Here is a 16,419-nt window from a genome sequence, read left to right as displayed (position 1 = left end):
GCGTGCGTTTCTTCACCCGGGGCACCCCACCGCGGTTGAAGGGTTGCGGCCAGCGAGCCGGGGCTTTGTTCGTTGGCACTCATGACCTGCGATCAGCGCAGGAATGGGACTGTTACGCGCACAGCTTTGTGACGAACTTCTTCAAAGTATGGGCTTTTCGCGAGGTTAGGCAACCCTTAGCTGAGAGCCCCGTCACAAAGTGCCAAGATGAGGGCATGCGCATGGATCACGTCTCTTACGCCTGTGAACACGATGGCCTCGCGGCCACCACCGAACGTATCTCCTCTGCCCTCGGCGTCGAAGCCGTAAAGGGCGGAGTGCACCCCCGGTTTGGGACCCGGAACATGATTATTCCCTTGGCCGGACACAAATACCTTGAGGTCGTTGAGGTCCTGGACCACCCGGCGTCGGACAAGGCGCCGTTTGGCCAGGCCGTCCGGGCCCGGTCCGCGGCGGGCGGCGGCTGGATGGGCTGGTGCGTCGAAGTTGATGACCTAGCCCCCTTCGAGGAACGCCTGGGCCGCTCCGCAGTCAACGGCAACCGCAAGTTCCCCGACGGCCGGGAGCTTGTCTGGAAGCAGATCGGCATCCTGGGCCTGATCGCGGACCCGCAGGTCCCCTACATGCTGAAGTGGGAGGGTGATGCGGAACTGCACCCGTCCAACGCCTATGACAGCAATGTGAAGATGTCCAGCCTCACGATCGCGGGCTCTGCCGAGCGCGTGACCGAGTGGCTCGGCGAGCCCGTCGAAAGGCCGCTGGAGGACGTCGCCGTGAACTGGGTCGCCCCGCACGGAACCCCGGGCATCCTCTCGGTCACGTTCGAAACCGCAGCGGGCGCCGTCACCATCTGACGCACTTTCTGCCCTTCACTTCGGCCGCCATCAGCGGGTGCCAATGACGTCACCCGCCGATGGCGGCCGAATCACTTTTAAGGGCCGGCGCTGGCCCGGCACATCGGCCTTGCCGAATGGCTGATCCCTACCCCAGGCCGACTACCCCAGGCCGACCGCTTTGCCGAACAGGCTGAACCCGACGAACGCGACGATGTCCAGCAGGGCGTGCGCAATGACGAGCGGCATCACCCGGCGGGTCCTGGTGTAGATCCAGGCGAAGACCACGCCCATGATGGCGTTTCCGATGAAGGGTCCGAAGCCCTGGTACAGGTGGTAGCTGCCACGGAGCATTGAGGACACAAAGATCGCCAGGGGCACGGACCAGCCGAATTTGCCGAACCGGTCTAGAAGGTAGCCCACCACAATGACTTCCTCCACGATCGCGTGGCGCAGGGCGGACAGTATCAGCACTGGCACCGTCCACCAGTAGGCGTCCAGACCGCTGGGGATGATCGCGGTCGTGATGCCCAGGGCACGTCCGGCGGCGTAGAGGCCGAGCGAGGGGATCCCGATCAGGGCGGCCAGCCCGAGCCCCTGCAGCAGGTCCTTGCCCGGCCGGGCAAAGTTGAATCCCAGCTTCCGGAACGCGGAACCGGCGTCGTGCCCTGACCCCGGTTTCGCCTGGCGCTGGTCGGTCAGGAAGAAGATCACCAGCAGGACCGGCACCAGGGCAAAGATGATGTCCAGCAGCTGGTAGGTCAGGTCGAAGTACTCGCGGGTGCTTTGCGACCTGTTCAGCGTGGAGGTCCCCTGTGCCAGCGGTGCCCGGCTCATTTTGTCCAGCAGCTGCACCACGGAGTAGACGGCGGACTGGCCGAGCGAGAGACCAAGGACAATCCAGACTTCGAACCGCAGCCGACGGCGGGAGGGAACCAACATGTTCCTATCTTGCCTGCACCTGCTGGTACTTTCCTGTCAGCCAGTCGATTCCTGTCCGATCGCGGGCTGACCCTATGCTGGGAAACTATGAGCGCTCCCGGGAAAATCATCATGATCCGGCACGGCCAGTCGGCGGCCAACGCGGATACCTCCATCTACAACAGGGTGCCCGACTACCGGATTCCGCTGACGGAGCTTGGACTGGAGCAGGCGAAGGCCGCCGGGGAACGCATCCGGCGCGAGCTGGACGGGCGGCAGGTAAGCGTCTACGTCTCACCGTACCTGCGCGCCCACCAGACCCTCGAGGCGCTGAATCTAGGCCCCCTGACGGAGCGGGTGATCGAGGAGCCGCGGCTGCGCGAACAGGACTGGGCCAACTTCCAGATCTCCGGCGACATCGAGGACCAAAAGGAACTCCGCAACGCCTACGGCCACTTCTTTTACCGCTTCCGGGAGGGCGAGTCCGGCTCCGACGTCTACGACCGGATCTCCTCGTTCATGGAGACCCTGTACCGGCACTGGTCCAAGCCGGACTACTCCCCCAACGCCCTGCTGGTCACGCACGGGCTGACCATGCGCCTGTTCTGCATGCGCTGGTTCCACTGGTCCGTGGAATACTTCGAGTCGCTGAACAACCCCGAAAACGCCGAGGTCCGCATGCTGGTGCGCAACGGTTTGGGCAAGTACGAACTCGACACACCGTTCACGCAGTGGGTGGACCGGAGGGTGGACGAAACGGTGCTGGACGCCCCCCCGGTGATCTTCTAGGCGCCGGCCACCAGCACTTCGGTGCCGCGGGCTTCGAACGCGGCCTTGTCCGCCGCGGAGATGCCCGAGTCGGTGATGAGCCGGGTGAACTTGTAGCCGTCCATGGTGGCGAACGCCCGGCGGCCCACCTTCGAGGAGTCCGCGATGACATAGGACTCACTGGCGCGGCTGGCCAGCAAGGCGTTGACCGTTGCCTCCGCCTCGCCGGTGTTGGTGGGCCCTACCTCGGCGTCGACGCCGTTGACCCCGATGAAGGCGATGTCCAGCACCACCTTCTGCATGATGATGTCAGTGTACGGCCCCACGAGTTCATAGGACCGCGTGTTGAGGATGCCGCCGGTCACCATCACCTTGATGTTGGGCCGGACGGCAAGCTGCGAGGCGATGTTGATGGCGTTGGTGACCACGGTCAGGGTGGGCTGGTTCGACGGCGAGTTGAGGTCCTCGCGGGTGGCCAGGATCTGCGCCAGGGCGGTGCTCGTGGTGCCGCCGCACAGGCCGATGACCATGCCCGGGGCGATGAGCGCCGAGGCGGCCAGGGCGATCTCCTGCTTGGCCACGGCGTGGTCGTCCCGGTTGTACCTGCCGGGAAGGTCATAGGCCAGGGCGCCGGTGGTGGCGCCGCCGCGGGTCCGCGTCAGCAGCCGCCGCTTGGCCAGGCTGTCCAGGTCACGCCGGGCGGTTGCCGGTGACACGCCGAGCCGGGTGACGATCTCCTCGACTTCCACCTGGCCGGTCCCGGCAAGGAGATCAAGGATGGCCGTCAGTCGGTCGGTGCGGGTCATGCAGGGCCTTTCAAGATCCAAAACGTCACGAAAATGACGTTTCTTGATTATATCAGACCCCTAACGATCATCTTGCGTCATCACCGGCGAGTAACGGCACCGCCTGACATTACCGCGCCCGCACCCCTGCACGCCAAACCGCGTGGGTCAGCGGCATGCCGGGGCGGTAGGCGAGGTGGGTGGCGGACGGGGCGTTGAGGACGTGCAGGTCTGCCCGGTGTCCGACGGCGATGGAGCCCACCGCGCGTTCGCCGTCGACGTCGTTACCGGACTCGCGCTGGAGCGCCAGGGCGCCGCCGTACGTCGCCGCCCGGACGGCCTCATGGACACTCAGTCCCATCTGCAGGACCGCGGTGGTGACGCAGAACGCCATGGAACTCGTGTAGGACGTGCCGGGGTTGCAGTTGGACGCGAGCGCCACGGGCACGCCGGCGTCCAGGAGCTTCCGGCCGGGCGCCAGCGGCTGGCGGGTGGAGAGGTCGCAGGCCGGCAGGCAGGTGGCCACCGTTCCCCGCCCGCCCGTTCCTGCGGCGGCATCCCAGCCCGACCAGCCGGCGGCGAGATCTGCGATGTCCGGCTCCGAAAGATAGTTGACGTGGTCCACGCTCGCCGCGCCGAACTCCACCGCGAGGCGGACACCGGGGCCGTGCCCCAGCTGGTTGCCGTGCACCCGCAGCCCCAGGCCGGCGTCGCGGCAGGCCTGCAGCACGGCACGGGACTGCTCCGCCGAAAAGGCGCCCCGTTCGCAGAACACGTCGGCCCACGTTACATAGGGGCGGGCCGCGTCCAGCATCGGACCGCAGACAAGTTTCGTGTACTCATCCGCATCAATCCCGGCCGGCACCAGGTGGGCGCCCAGATAGGTGACCTCGTCCGCTACTGTCGAGGCGATCCGCGCACTCCTGGCCTCCTGCTCGACGTCCAGGCCGTAGCCGGTTTTCGTCTCCAGGTACGTGGTGCCCTGCGATACTGCTTCGGCGGCGCGGCCCTGGGCCAGCCGCGTGAGGTCGTAGTCCCCGGTGTTCCGGGTGGCTTCAGTGGTGACGGCGATGCCGCCGGCGCTGTACTCCTCCCCTGCCATCCGGGCCTCGAACTCCGCCGTACGGTCGCCCGCGAAAATGAGGTGCGTGTGTGAGTCTACCCAGCCGGGCAGCACGGCGCGCCCGCCCGCGTCCACGGCGTCGTCGGCAGCCGGGGCGGCGGACGCCTGGCCAATCCAGGAGATGCGTTCAGCCTCGATCACCACTGCCGCATCCTTGAGGACACGGTGTTCCGCGTCCTGGGTCATCAGTTCGGCGATATTGGTGATCAGGGTGCTCATGGTTCCATTCTTCAGCGCCGGATGGACCAGCGCGTCGCAGCCAGCGCATCCTCCGTCCGGGATACCGGACCAACGCCGGCGCCCTGCCCGGCACCGGCGTCCTGCCCCGCCAGGATCTGGGCAGCGGCCAGTTCCGCGATTCCGGACGACGTCTGGAACCCGTAGCCGCCCTGGCCGGCGAGCCAGAAGAACCCGCGGGCCTCGGCGTCGAACCCCACGACCGGAACGCCGTCGGCCGCCTCAGTGCGCAGGCCGGTCCACGCCGTCCGGACGGGTCCGATCCCCAGCGTCGTCAGGGTATTGAGCCGGGAGATAAGCCGCTCCACGTCCCCGGGACGGGGACGTGCGTCCTCCGCCGGGCTGGCCACGTGTTCCGACGGCGAGATCAGCACGTCGCTGCCTTCCTTGCGGAAGTAGAAGGAGTCGTCGGCGGCGGCCACCATGGGGCTGCCTTCCGGCAGCGGATGGTCGACGCCGACAATCGCCGCCGTGCGCCGGTACGGCTGCAGGCCGATCTTCTCGACACCGCTCAGCACCGCCAGCTCGTCCGCCCAGGCGCCGGCCGCGTTGACCAGAACGCCGGCGGAGAAGCCTTCCTGCCCGGCGCCGATCTCCCAGCCGGATCCCAGCCGCTGCGCTGAGTGGACGCGGGCGCCGGTGATGATGTCCACGCCGGCAGCCTCGGCACGCGCCCTGTGTCCTTCCAGAAGCACCGGGGCATTGCAGCCGAAGGACCCGGTGTCCAGGCCGGCGGCGGAGAAGGACTCCGGTTTCAGGGCCGGGCAGAGTCCAAGCGCTTCACCGTGGCTGACCCGGCGCATTTGCCCGCTGGCCTCGGCCCGGACGGATTCTTCGTCCCCGATCAGCAGAAAGCTCCGCGGGGAGAGCACGGGCTCAGGACGTTGGGCATCCTCGGCCGCAATCAGTTCGAGGGTGCGGACGGTAAGTTCCTGCACTACGGGCGGACCGTAGCTGGGGATGAGCTGCCGGGCCGAGCGCGACGACGTGTGGTACGCCAACTGCTGCTCCGCCTCCACGAGGGCCACGGTGCATTTGCCGGCCAGCGCGGAGGCCAGGGACAGCCCGGCAACCCCGCCGCCCACAATGACTACGTCATACGTTGATGCCATGGGCTCAATCTTTACAGATGGCCGGACGTTACAGGTGACCGGAGCCTACGCAGCCACGGCGTCCCGGCTCTTGACGAACGCCTGGACGCAGGTTTCGACGTCGTCAGCGCTGTGCGCGGCTGACAGCTGGACGCGGATCCGGGCGGCACCGCGCGGCACCACGGGGAAGCTGAAGGCGGTCACGTAGACCCCGTGCTGGAGCATCTGGTCGGCCACCTTCGCTGCCAGCACAGCGTCGCCGAACATGACCGGCACAATGGCGTGTTCGCCGTCGAGCAGTTCGAAGCCTTCCTCCGTCATCCGGCGGCGGAACAGCTCCGCATTGCGGAACAGCGTGTCCCGCAGCTCGCCAGAGGTCTGCACGAGCTCCAGGGCCTTAATGGTCGCCGCCACGATGGCCGGCGCGAGGGAGTTCGAGAAGAGGTAGGGGCGGGCCTTCTGCCGCAGCATCGCCACCACTTCGCTGCGGCCGGACACGTAGCCGCCCGAGGCGCCGCCCAGCGCCTTCCCGAAGGTGCCCGTGAAGATGTCCACACGGTGGGAGACGCCGGCGTGCTCGGGAGTCCCGGCTCCGGTGGCTCCCATGAACCCGACGGCGTGGGAGTCGTCCACCATCACCAGGGCGTCGTGCTTCTCGGCCAGGTCGCAGATGGCCTCCAGCGGGGCAAGGTAGCCGTCCATGGAGAAGACGCCGTCGGTGACGATGATCTTCCGCCGGGCATCCTTCGCCTCGACGAGCTTGGCCTCCAGGTCAGCCATGTCCTGGTTGGCGTACCGGAAACGCTGCGCCTTGCAGAGCCGGATGCCGTCGATGATGGACGCGTGGTTCAGGGCGTCGGAGATGATGGCGTCCTCGGGGCCGAAGAGCGATTCGAAAACGCCGCCGTTCGCGTCGAAGCAGCTGGAGAACAGGATGGTGTCCTCCGTGCCCAGGAACTTTGAGACCCTGGCTTCGAGTTCGAGGTGGAGGTCCTGGGTGCCGCAGATGAACCGGACACTGGCCATGCCGAATCCACGATCGTCCATGGCGGACTTGGCCGCGGCGATGATCTCGGGGTGGTCGGCCAGGCCCAGGTAGTTGTTGGCGCAAAAGTTCAGGACGGGCGAGCCGGTTTCACCGATCTGCCCGGCGGTGATGTGGCTGGCCTGGGCGGAGTCGATGTGGCGCTCGGTCTTGTAGAGGCCTGCGGTGCGGATGTCGTCCAGCTCGGCGCGGAGCTGGTTCTTGATGGCTGAGTACATGGCGGGTTCTCCTCGGCTGGGAAACTGTCAGAAAGGTGTGGATGGCAGGGGGCCGGATTTCAGGTCAGATTTCCGACCAGTCGAGCACCACCTTGCCGCCGACGCCGGCCTTCGCGATTTCGAAGCCCTTCTCCCACTGGGTGGCCGGCAGCACGTCCGTGACCACGGCGGAGATGCTGGCGTGCACCGCCGGGTTGGAGGAGAGCATCGCACTCATGGCGTACCAGGTCTCGAACATTTCGCGGCCGTAGATGCCCTTCAGGGTCAGCATGTGCGTGACCACCTTGGCCCAGTCGATATCAATGGACTGGCTGGGCAGGCCGAGCATGGCGATGCGTCCGCCGTGGTTCATGTTGTCGATCATCTCCGGCAACGCCGTGGGATGGCCGGACATTTCCAGTCCGATGTCGAAGCCCTCGCGCATGCCCAGCTCGCGCTGCGCCTCCCGGACCCGCGTCCTGGAGACGTCGATGGCCAGGTCCACGCCGAGCTGGCGGGCCAGCTCAAGGCGCGGGGCCGAGACGTCGGTGATGGCGATCTTGCGGGCGCCGGCATGGCGGGCCACGGCGATAGCCATGAGGCCGATCGGCCCGGCTCCGGTGATCAGCACGTCCTCCCCCACCAGCGGGAAACTCAGGGCGGTGTGCACGGCGTTGCCGAAGGGGTCGAAGATGGCACCGAGTTCCGGGGTGACGGACGGATCCTGGTGCACCCAGACGTTGGTCTCCGGGATGACGACGTATTCGGCGAACGCCCCGTCCCGCTGCACGCCAACGCTGACCGTGTGGATGCACATCTGCCGGCGGCCGGCCCGGCAGTTGCGGCAGATCCCGCAGACGATGTGGCCTTCGCCCGAAACGCGGTCTCCCAATTTGACGTAGCGCACGTCCTCGCCGGTGGCCACCACCTCGCCGAAGAACTCGTGGCCGGCGATCAGCGGGGCCTCGATGATGCCCTGAGCCCAGGCGTCCCACGACTGGATGTGCAGGTCCGTGCCGCAGATGCCGGTGGTCAGCACCCGGATCTTGACCTCGCCGGGTCCCGCCTCGGGTTCCGGGCGGTCGGTCAGTTCAAACCCGGCATGTGCGCCGGCCTTGTAGAGGGCCTTCATTGGCTTCCTTACGTTCGGCATGCGGTGGCATGCGGGGAATTCTCCCTTCATTAGAGCCACCTTCGACCCATTAGCACAAGGGGAATTTTCTCAATCGACGATTAAGTAATTGCTAAGGAATAGGATGGAGCGCATGGAGATCCACCAGCTCGAAATGCTGCGGGAGCTGGGCGCGCTCGGAAGCGTCAAGGCCGTCGCCGATACCCTGCTCGTCACGCCGTCCGCCGTGTCCCAGCAGCTCGCCCAGCTGCAGAAAAGCGTCGAGGTGCCGCTGACCCGCAAGGAGGGCCGGAACCTGGTCCTGACAGAGGCCGGCCAGGTGCTCGCGGACGCCGGTGCCGCCGTCGTCAGCGCGATGGCCGACGCGCGGATGGCGATCGGCGCGTACCACAGCTCCACGGTGGCTCCGGTAACGGTGAGCGGTTTCCACAGTGCGGGGCAGGCGCTGTTTGCGCCGCTGGCAGGGTTGCTGGACGGGCCGGACAAGCCGAGAGTGCTGCTCTCCGACGAGGACGTGGCCCAGCAGGATTTTCCCGCGCTGACGGCGCGGTACGACCTCGTGCTGGCGCACCGGATGGACCACAGCCCCAAGTGGCCGGAGGAAAGGGTGGCGGTGATACCGCTGGCGCATGAGCCGCTGGACGTGGCGCTGCCGGCCGGCCACCGCCTGGCCGGCCAGGCGGCGCTGACCGTGTCCGACGTCGTCGGCGAACCCTGGGTGACCAGCCGCGCCGGCTACTCCCCCGCGGACGTGCTGTCCGCCGTCGCCGCCGTGTCCAGCCGGGAGCTGAACATCGTGCACCGGATCAACGACTACTCCACGGTGGCGGCGCTGGTGGCCTCCGGAAGCGTGATCGGCCTGCTGCCGCGGCATACGGCGCGCCCTGTGCTGAATCCCGACATTGTGCTGCGGCCGCTGCACGGGATCAGCACCCGGCGCCGCATCGATATTTTGGCGCGCCCAGAAAACCTGAAGCGCGCGTCGGTCCGGGTGGTGTGCGAGGCGCTGCAGGACATCATGGCCCGGCTCAGCCACGCTTGAGTTCACCTGGTTTAAACCCAACTGGGTCGCAGCACAGGGGGGTCTGAGCGCTCAAAACCCCCGCAACTGCGACCCAGTTGGGTTGGCCAACGGTTAAACGGTGACGCCGAGCTTCTCCAGGATCAGCTCGCGCACGCGGCCGGCGTCGGCCTGGCCGCGGGTGGCCTTCATAACGCCGCCGACGATGGCGCCGATGGCCTGCACCTTGCCGCCGCGGATCTTCTCCGCGACGTCGGGCTGCGCGGCCAGGGCTGCGTCGATCGCTTCCAGGAGCGGGCCGTCGTCGGACACCACGGCGAGGCCGCGCTTCTCGACGACCTCGGCGGGGGTGCCTTCGCCGGCGAGGACGCCGTCCAGCACCGAGGAGGCCATCTTGTTGTTGATCTTGCCCGCTTCCACCATGCGGCTCAGCTCGACGATGGTGGCTGGCGTGACGCCCAGCTGGCCGGGGTCGACGTCGGCGTTCTTGGCGCGGCCAACGATCTCGCCCATCCACCACTTGCGGGCCACGGAAGCGCTGGCGCCGGCGGTGATGGTTTCCTCGATCTCGTCCAGCACGCCGGCGTTGACGACGTCACGGAACTCAAGGTCCGAGTAGCCCCAGTCCTGCTTCAGCCGCTTGCGGCGCTCGGCCGGCGGCTCGGGCAGCGTCTGGCGGATCTCCTCCACCCATTCCCGGGAGGGAACCACGGGAACCAGGTCCGGCTCCGGGAAGTAGCGGTAGTCGTCGGCGTCGGACTTTGCCCGGCCCGACGTCGTCGTGCGCGTGTCCTCGTGCCAGTGGCGCGTTTCCTGGATTACCGGCTCACCGGAGTCCAGGACAGCGGCGTGGCGCTGGATCTCGTAACGGACGGCGTGTTCGACGGCGCGCAGCGAGTTCACGTTCTTCGTCTCGGAGCGGATGCCGAAGCGTTCCCGGCCGTGGGGGCGCAGGGAGACGTTGGCGTCGCAGCGGACGTTGCCGCGCTCCATCTTGGCGTCCGAGACGCCGAGGTTCTTGACGATTTCCCGCACGGCGGCTACGTAGGCCTTGGCGAGCTCGGGGGCGCGGGAACCGGCGCCTTCGATCGGCTTGGTGACGATCTCCACGAGCGGAACACCGGCACGGTTGTAGTCCACCAGCGAGTATTCGGCGCCCTGGATGCGTCCGGCCGACCCGCCCAGGTGGGTCAGCTTGCCGGCGTCCTCCTCCATGTGGGCACGCTCGATCTCGACGCGGAACACGGTGCCGTCCTCGAGCTCGATGTCCAGGTAGCCGTCGTATGCGATCGGCTCGTCGTACTGGGACGTCTGGAAGTTCTTGGGGGTGTCCGGGTAGAAGTAGTTCTTGCGGGCGAAGCGGCAGGATTCTGCGATCTTGCAGTTCAGCGCGAGGCCGATCTTGATGGAGGACTCCACAGCGGTCTTGTTCACCACCGGCAGGACGCCGGGCATGCCCAGGTCCACCTCGTTGACGTTCGTGTTGGGCTCGTCGCCGAAAACGTTGGGCGCGGAGGAGAACATCTTGGTCTTCGTGTTGAGTTCAACGTGGACCTCGAACCCCAGTACGGGGTCGTACTTCTCCATGGCTTCTTCGAAGCTCAGGGTTGCGTCAGTGCTCATTATTTTGCCTCCTGGGTTTCGACAAGCTCAGCCAACGACGGGGCCTTGTCCAGCAGCGGACCGCCCCATTTCGCTTCCAGCAGGGATTCCAGGACAGCACCAACCCGGTAGAGGCGGGCGTCCTCGCGGGCAGGTGCCAGCAGCTGGATGCCGACAGGCAGCCCGTCCTCGTCGGCCAGGCCGCCGGGCAGGGACAGGCCGGGGACGCCGGCCATGTTGGCGGGGATGGTGGCGACGTCGTTGAGGTACATCGCCAGCGGGTCATCCAGCTTCTCGCCCAGCTTGAAGGCCGTGGTGGGCGCCGTGGGGGAAATCAGGACGTCGGCCTTGGCGAAGGCAGCCTCGAAGTCGCGCTGGATGAGCGTGCGGACCTTCTGGGCGGAGCCGTAGTAGGCGTCGTAGTAGCCGGCGGACAGCGCGTACGTGCCCAGGATGATCCGGCGCTTGACCTCGTCGCCGAACCCGGCGGCGCGGGTGGCGCCCATGACACGCTCGATGGTCAGCGGCGGCTCCTCGGGGAGCACGCGCAGGCCGTAGCGGACGCCGTCGAACTTGGCCAGGTTGGAGGAGGCCTCGGAGGGCATGATCAGGTAGTAGGCGCCCAGCGCGTACTGGAAGTTGGGGCAGGACACCTCAACGATCTCCGCACCCGCCTCTTTGAGCAGCTCAAGCGATTCGTTAAAGCGGTTTTCGACGCCGGCCTGGTAGCCCTCGCCGTGGAGTTCCTTGATGATGCCGATCTTCATGCCGTCCACGTTGCCGAGACGCGCAGCCGCCACAAGGTCGCCCAGCGGGTCCGGCAGGGAGGTGGAGTCGTGCGGGTCGTGGCCGCCGATGACCTGCTGCAGCAAAGCCGAGTCCAGGACGGTGCGTGACACCGGGCCGATCTGGTCCAGGGAGGACGCCATGGCGATGGCCCCGTAGCGGGAGACGCCGCCATAGGTGGGCTTGACGCCCACGGTGCCGGTGACGGCGCCGGGCTGGCGGATGGATCCGCCGGTGTCCGTGCCCAGGGCCAGCGGCGCTTCAAAGGCTGCGACGGCGGCTGCCGAGCCGCCGCCCGAACCGCCGGGGATGCGGTCCAGGTCCCACGGGTTGCGGGTGGGGCCGAAGGCCGAGTGCTCGGTGGAGGAGCCCATGGCGAACTCGTCCAGGTTGGTCTTGCCTAGGATCGGCATCTTCGCGGCGCGCAGCTTCTTGACGACGGTGGCGTCGTACGGGCTGTACCAGCCTTCGAGGATCTTGGAGCCGGCCGTGGTGGGCTGGCCGATGGTGACGATGAGGTCCTTGACGGCGATCGGAACGCCGGCGAGCTCGTGCAGTTCCTCTGCGGCCTGCCCGCCCGCGGCGCGGATAGCGTCCACCTCGGCGGCGACGGCGAGTGCTTCCTCCGTGTTGACGTGCAGGAACGCGTTGACGCCGCGTTCTCCCCCGTCGACGGCGGCGATGCGGTCCAGGTGCGCCTGGGTGACCTCGACGGCGGTTACCTCGCGGGCGGCGAGCTTCGCGGCCAGCTGGGCAGCGGAAAGACGGATGAGTTCCGTGCTGTTGGTTTCAGTCATGTTCTAGTCCTCATCCAGGATTGCCGGGACCTTGAAACGGTCTGCGTCCGAGTCCGGAGCGCCGGAGAGTGCCTGCTCGGCGGTGAAGGTGTGGCCCACCTCGTCCTCGCGGAACACGTTGCTCAGCGGAATCGGGTGCGAAGTTGCGGGAACACCGTCACCTGCGGCCTCACTCACGGATTTCACCGCGTCTACGATGACGGCAAGTTCGCCGGCCATCCTGTCCAGCTCTTCAGCACTCATCTCAATGTGCGCGAGCCGCGCTAGGTGCGCGACGTCGTCACGGTTGATCGCAGCCATGGATCTCCCTGCAAGTTCGGAATGGGTTTCCGGACTAGTCTACGTGGCTTGCTGTTGTGTCTCCGCACTCCTGGCGGCAGTTCTGGTCACCTTCCGGCCCCGGGCCGGACGATCCTCCGCGTGCTCGCTCGCACACCCCGCCGTCCCCCTTCCCTCGCAAGCTCGGGCAGGGAACCCCGACGGCGGGGCACTCGCTTAGACGCACGCTTCCGGATGCCCGTCCCGAGGCCGTCGTGCCCCTTTTCCCGTTCGTGACGGTTACAGACAGTAAGGAAGCAGAGTGCGGAAATCTTCCGCACTCTGCTTCCTTTTGTTTTGGTACTAGTGGCGTTCCTGCGTCTCTAGCCGATGCCGATGGCTCCGGTCAGGACTGCTACTGCCAGCATGACGAGGGCTACTACTGCGCTCCTCCAGAGGACCTTCTTGTGGTGGTCGCCCAGGTCCACCTTCGCCAGGGAGACCAGGAGCAGGATGGCGGGAACCAGCGGGCTCTGCATGTGGAACGGCTGGCCGGTGATGGAGGCACGGGCCATCTCGGCGGCGCTGATGCCGTAGTGGGCGGCCGTCTCACTCAGGACGGGCAGTACGCCGAAGTAGAAGGCATCGTTGCTCATAAAGAACGTCATGGGGATGCTGAGGACGCCGGTGATGACTGCCATGAGCGGACCCATGCTGGACGGGATGATCTGGACCAGCCAGGCGGACATTGCCTCGACCATGCCGGTTCCGGTCAGGACGCCGGTGAGGACTGCGGCGGCCATGACCATGCTGACGACGGCGACGATCGACGGTGCGTGGGCCACGAGCTGAGCGCCCTGGTCCTTGACGTGCGGGAAGTTCACAAGCAGGGCGATGGCGGAGCCAACCATGAAGACGTACGGCAGCGGCACGAGGTCGGCGATGAGCATGCCCATGACGGCGACGGTGAGGGCCAGGTTGAACCACTGCAGCTTGGGGCGCAGGGTCTTGCGGTTGGGGTCCAGGGCGGTGTCCGCCATGGCGGTGTCGCTGTCGTCGACCAGGAGCTCGGTGCGTTCCAGGACTGCCACCGACGAACCGCCGGAGGAACCGCCGACGGCGGGGCCGTTGGTTGCGGGAACAGGTGCGGTTCCCCGGCCCGAACCACCGCGGCCGGAACCGGTGCGGCCGCCGCCGGCGGGAGCTCCGCCGTCGAACCCTTCAGCGGTTTCCGGCACGCTCCAGATTTCCGGCTGCGTGGTGCGGAGGCGGTTGCGCTCCTGCAGGCCCAGCACCCAGGCGAAGACCAGGACGACGGCGAGGCCGGCGATCAGCGACGGGATCATCGGGACGAAGACGTCATTGACGTCGATCTTCAGGGCGCTGGCGGCGCGGGCGGTGGGGCCGCCCCAGGGCACGATGTTCATGGTGCCGTTGGCCAAGCCGGCCACACAGGTGAGGACCACAGGGCTCATCTTCAGGCGGAGGTAGATCGGCAGCATGGCGGCGGTGGTGAGGATGAAGGTGGTGGAGCCGTCGCCGTCGAGCGACACGGCAGCAGCCAGGAGCGCGGTGCCCAGGACCACCTTGGCGGGGTCATTGCCGAGCTTGCGGAGAATGAACCGGACCAGCGGATCGAAGAGTCCGACGTCGATCATCAGGCCGAAGTAGATGATGGCAAACATCAGCAACGCGGCGGTGGAGGTCATGGACTTCATCGAGTCCATAACCATGTCGCCGATGCCGAGTCCGGCACCTGCGAACAGACCGAAAATGGTGGGGACGATGATCAGCGCCAGCACTGGCGTCAACTTCTTCGTCATGATCAGCACCATGAAAACCGCGATCATGGCGAATCCAAGTAATACCAGCACAGCCGGCTCCTTCTAAGTGAACAGCACCACCCCGGTGTGATGCGTACTACAGACGTTAGAGTGGCCCCGATCACGGCAGTGCCTTTGGCTCAATTGATTGGCATACTGCTTATTGGGAGCATTTTGCTCATTTTGCTCAAGCGCCCGCTGCCAGCCCAAACCGCCCTGCAGCCCGCCCGACCCACGAAGGAGTGCCATGATGAGCCCCGCCGGGAGGCTTCCGCTCAGGTTCTCCACCCAGACGTTGCTCCTGCAGCTGGGCGTCGTGCTCCTCGTCGTGCTCCTCAGCGGCGCGGTGCATGCGTGGCTAACGTTCGAACGGCTGGGCCGCGAGGCTGAAAACCAGGCCCTGACCCTGGCCCGAACCGTGGCCTCGGACCCCTCGGTCCGCGCCAACGTGCAGGCCATCAGCCGGCAGGCGGGCACTCCCCCGCCCGCGGAACTGAAGGCCGGGCCGCTCATGGCGGTGGCCGAGGGCGCCCGGGCCAGCACCGGCGCCCTGTTCGTGGTGATCACGGACGAAACGGGGCTGCGGCTGGCCCATCCCGACGCCGACCGGCTGGGCGAGCGCGTAAGTACGGACCCGTCCGAAGCGCTGGCGGGCCGCGAGGTGACCACCCGCAACACCGGCACGCTGGGCCCGTCGGCCGGCGCGAAGGTTCCTGTATTCGCACCGGGTTCGGGTTCCCGGACCGTGGTGGGCGAGGTGAGCGTCGGCTATTCCACCGAGTCCATCGGGCAGAGCCTGGCCCGGGACATCGTGCCGATCGTGCTGACAGCGGCCGGCTCACTGGCCGCCGGGGTCCTCGCGTCATTCCTGCTCCGGCGCCGGCTGCAGCGGCTCACGCTCGGCTTGGAACCGGAGGAAATCGGCGCGCTGGTGCACGACCAGGTGGCGGTCCTGGAAGGGGTAGACGAGGGGGTGGTGGGCATCTCCGCCGACGGCCGGATCAGTGTGTTCAACGCCGCGGCCCAACGTCTCCTTGGCCAGCCCGACCTTTCCGGCCAGCTCTGGCAGGACGCCCCGGTACCGGCCCGGCTCAAGGCCCTCACTCTGCCCGACGCCCGTGAGGGCGAGGCCGTGGAACTGGTGGCCGGGGAACGGGTCCTCGTGGCCAGCGCCCGGAAGGCACTGCACCGCCGCGAAGATCTGGGCTGGGTGGTCATGCTCCGTGACCGCACCGAACTCCAGCACCTGACCCGGCAGCTCGACGCCGTCGGAACCATGTCCACCGCCCTCCGGGCGCAGCGGCACGAGTTCGCCAACCAGCTGCACACGATCGCGGGGTTCATGAGCATCGGCCAGCACCAGCAGGCGCGCAATTACCTTGAGCGGATCGCCGCCACAGGCCCGCTGAAGTTCCCCGTGGACCAGGCCGAACTGCTGCAGGACCCCTACTTGCAGGCCTTCATCGGGGCCAAGGGCGTGGAGGCCGAAGAGCGGGGGGTATCCTTGCGGATCGGGCCGGAAACCCTGGTGCGGGGCCAGGTAACGGAGCCGCAGGACGTCACCACGGTGCTCGGAAACCTGATCGACAACGCGGTCAACGCGGCGGTGGCCGGCACGGCCGCCGAGCGCTGGGTGGAGCTTGAGCTGCTGGATGAGGAGGGCGACGGCGGCGGCACCCTGCACGTCGTCGTCGCCGATTCCGGCGACGGGCTGCCGGACGGCGGCAACCCCGAGGCGGTGTTCGCCGAGGGGTTTACGACGGCGGGCGGCAGTGTTCTCCAGGGACAGGGCCGCGCCGGCGGGGGACAGGCCCGCGCCGGCGGCCAGGGTCTGGGCCTGGCGTTGGCGCGGCAGCTGGCGCGGCGGCGCGGGGGCGACGTCACGGTGCTTGAACCCGGCAACGCCGGCGGACCCGGCGCCGTGTTCATGGCCACGCTGCCGGGCACCACCACGGCGCGGAAAGACTGATTGCGCGCAAAGACTATGGATACCGTACGGG

General features: G+C 67.3%; 14 protein-coding genes and 1 riboswitch. Of the genes, 4 read left to right on the top strand and 10 right to left on the bottom strand.

Annotation, left to right across the window (positions count from 1 at the left end):
- Window positions 1–9: 9 nt before the first annotated feature.
- Window positions 10–85: riboswitch (SAM riboswitch) on the bottom strand.
- Window positions 86–215: 130 nt separating this feature from the next.
- Window positions 216–854, top strand: a complete 639-nt coding sequence (locus tag QFZ33_RS08455) for a VOC family protein (protein WP_102970773.1) — start codon at window positions 216–218, stop codon at window positions 852–854.
- A gap of 141 nt (window positions 855–995) precedes the next feature.
- On the opposite strand, the gene QFZ33_RS08450 is transcribed toward QFZ33_RS08455, so the two are convergent.
- Window positions 996–1,775, bottom strand: a complete 780-nt coding sequence (locus QFZ33_RS08450) for a CPBP family intramembrane glutamic endopeptidase (RefSeq protein ID WP_307026550.1) — start codon at window positions 1,773–1,775, stop codon at window positions 996–998.
- Between the two features lie 87 nt (window positions 1,776–1,862).
- On the opposite strand from QFZ33_RS08450, the gene QFZ33_RS08445 reads away from it, so the two are divergent.
- On the top strand, window positions 1,863–2,543 hold the full coding sequence (locus QFZ33_RS08445) for a histidine phosphatase family protein (protein WP_307026548.1): 681 nt from the start codon (window positions 1,863–1,865) through the stop codon (window positions 2,541–2,543).
- On the opposite strand, the gene QFZ33_RS08440 is transcribed toward QFZ33_RS08445, so the two are convergent.
- The 5 genes from QFZ33_RS08440 to tdh form a co-directional block, all read right to left on the bottom strand.
- Window positions 2,540–3,328 (bottom strand): DeoR/GlpR family DNA-binding transcription regulator, encoded by a 789-nt coding sequence (locus QFZ33_RS08440; protein WP_307026546.1) that lies wholly within the window; start codon window positions 3,326–3,328, stop codon window positions 2,540–2,542. The two genes, QFZ33_RS08445 and QFZ33_RS08440, sit on opposite strands and share 4 nt — an antisense overlap.
- Before the next feature lie 109 nt (window positions 3,329–3,437).
- Window positions 3,438–4,649 carry an imidazolonepropionase gene (gene hutI / locus QFZ33_RS08435; RefSeq protein ID WP_307026544.1) on the bottom strand — a complete coding sequence of 404 codons (1,212 nt, stop codon included), beginning with the start codon at window positions 4,647–4,649 and terminating at the stop codon, window positions 3,438–3,440.
- 11 nt (window positions 4,650–4,660) lie between these two features.
- Window positions 4,661–5,779: an NAD(P)/FAD-dependent oxidoreductase gene (locus QFZ33_RS08430; RefSeq protein WP_307026542.1), complete on the bottom strand. Its 1,119-nt coding sequence runs from the start codon at window positions 5,777–5,779 to the stop codon at window positions 4,661–4,663.
- A 45-nt stretch (window positions 5,780–5,824) separates the two neighbouring features.
- The gene (locus tag QFZ33_RS08425) at window positions 5,825–7,021 is read right to left on the bottom strand and encodes a glycine C-acetyltransferase (RefSeq protein WP_307026540.1); all 1,197 of its coding nucleotides are present in this window, start codon (window positions 7,019–7,021) and stop codon (window positions 5,825–5,827) included.
- 64 nt (window positions 7,022–7,085) lie between these two features.
- Window positions 7,086–8,132, bottom strand: coding sequence for an L-threonine 3-dehydrogenase (gene tdh, locus QFZ33_RS08420; RefSeq protein WP_307026538.1), 1,047 nt, complete (start codon window positions 8,130–8,132; stop codon window positions 7,086–7,088).
- A 133-nt stretch (window positions 8,133–8,265) separates the two neighbouring features.
- Between tdh and QFZ33_RS08415 the strand changes: the two genes are divergently transcribed.
- Window positions 8,266–9,174, top strand: coding sequence for a LysR family transcriptional regulator (locus QFZ33_RS08415; protein ID WP_307026536.1), 909 nt, complete (start codon window positions 8,266–8,268; stop codon window positions 9,172–9,174).
- Window positions 9,175–9,267: 93 nt separating this feature from the next.
- On the opposite strand, the gene gatB is transcribed toward QFZ33_RS08415, so the two are convergent.
- The 4 genes from gatB to QFZ33_RS08395 all read right to left on the bottom strand — a co-directional run bounded on the left by gatB (window position 9,268) and on the right by QFZ33_RS08395 (window position 14,470).
- Complete coding sequence (gene gatB, locus QFZ33_RS08410) at window positions 9,268–10,776, bottom strand: Asp-tRNA(Asn)/Glu-tRNA(Gln) amidotransferase subunit GatB (RefSeq protein WP_307026534.1); 1,509 nt, start codon at window positions 10,774–10,776, stop codon at window positions 9,268–9,270.
- Complete coding sequence (gene gatA / locus QFZ33_RS08405; RefSeq protein ID WP_307026532.1) at window positions 10,776–12,338, bottom strand: Asp-tRNA(Asn)/Glu-tRNA(Gln) amidotransferase subunit GatA; 1,563 nt, start codon at window positions 12,336–12,338, stop codon at window positions 10,776–10,778. The genes gatB and gatA overlap by 1 nt, the downstream gene beginning before the upstream one ends.
- A gap of 3 nt (window positions 12,339–12,341) precedes the next feature.
- Window positions 12,342–12,638 (bottom strand): Asp-tRNA(Asn)/Glu-tRNA(Gln) amidotransferase subunit GatC, encoded by a 297-nt coding sequence (gene gatC / locus QFZ33_RS08400; protein WP_003802035.1) that lies wholly within the window; start codon window positions 12,636–12,638, stop codon window positions 12,342–12,344.
- A gap of 341 nt (window positions 12,639–12,979) precedes the next feature.
- Window positions 12,980–14,470, bottom strand: coding sequence for a CitMHS family transporter (locus QFZ33_RS08395; protein ID WP_307026530.1), 1,491 nt, complete (start codon window positions 14,468–14,470; stop codon window positions 12,980–12,982).
- Between the two features lie 196 nt (window positions 14,471–14,666).
- Here QFZ33_RS08395 and QFZ33_RS08390 point away from each other — a divergent pair, with 196 nt between their 5' ends.
- Window positions 14,667–16,388, top strand: coding sequence for a sensor histidine kinase (locus QFZ33_RS08390; RefSeq protein ID WP_307026528.1), 1,722 nt, complete (start codon window positions 14,667–14,669; stop codon window positions 16,386–16,388).
- Window positions 16,389–16,419 lie beyond the last annotated feature (31 nt).

Origin of the sequence: Arthrobacter globiformis, from assembly GCF_030815865.1 — a bacterium.
Classification (GTDB): domain Bacteria; phylum Actinomycetota; class Actinomycetes; order Actinomycetales; family Micrococcaceae; genus Arthrobacter; species Arthrobacter globiformis_B.
The sequence above is the reverse complement of the archived record's forward strand: the minus strand, read 5'-3'. Positions and strand labels throughout refer to the sequence as shown.

Excerpts from the sequence above, each read along its gene's own strand:
- QFZ33_RS08455 (WP_102970773.1), top strand. The coding sequence starts at position 216 with ATGCGCATGGATCACGTCTCTTACGCCTGTGAACACGATGGCCTCGCG.
- QFZ33_RS08450 (WP_307026550.1), bottom strand. The coding sequence starts at position 1,775 with ATGTTGGTTCCCTCCCGCCGTCGGCTGCGGTTCGAAGTCTGGATTGTC.
- QFZ33_RS08445 (WP_307026548.1), top strand. The coding sequence starts at position 1,863 with ATGAGCGCTCCCGGGAAAATCATCATGATCCGGCACGGCCAGTCGGCG.
- QFZ33_RS08440 (WP_307026546.1), bottom strand. The coding sequence starts at position 3,328 with ATGACCCGCACCGACCGACTGACGGCCATCCTTGATCTCCTTGCCGGG.
- hutI (WP_307026544.1), bottom strand. The coding sequence starts at position 4,649 with ATGAGCACCCTGATCACCAATATCGCCGAACTGATGACCCAGGACGCG.
- QFZ33_RS08430 (WP_307026542.1), bottom strand. The coding sequence starts at position 5,779 with ATGGCATCAACGTATGACGTAGTCATTGTGGGCGGCGGGGTTGCCGGG.
- QFZ33_RS08425 (WP_307026540.1), bottom strand. The coding sequence starts at position 7,021 with ATGTACTCAGCCATCAAGAACCAGCTCCGCGCCGAGCTGGACGACATC.
- tdh (WP_307026538.1), bottom strand. The coding sequence starts at position 8,132 with ATGAAGGCCCTCTACAAGGCCGGCGCACATGCCGGGTTTGAACTGACC.
- QFZ33_RS08415 (WP_307026536.1), top strand. The coding sequence starts at position 8,266 with ATGGAGATCCACCAGCTCGAAATGCTGCGGGAGCTGGGCGCGCTCGGA.
- gatB (WP_307026534.1), bottom strand. The coding sequence starts at position 10,776 with ATGAGCACTGACGCAACCCTGAGCTTCGAAGAAGCCATGGAGAAGTAC.
- gatA (WP_307026532.1), bottom strand. The coding sequence starts at position 12,338 with ATGACTGAAACCAACAGCACGGAACTCATCCGTCTTTCCGCTGCCCAG.
- gatC (WP_003802035.1), bottom strand. The coding sequence starts at position 12,638 with ATGGCTGCGATCAACCGTGACGACGTCGCGCACCTAGCGCGGCTCGCG.
- QFZ33_RS08390 (WP_307026528.1), top strand. The coding sequence starts at position 14,667 with ATGATGAGCCCCGCCGGGAGGCTTCCGCTCAGGTTCTCCACCCAGACG.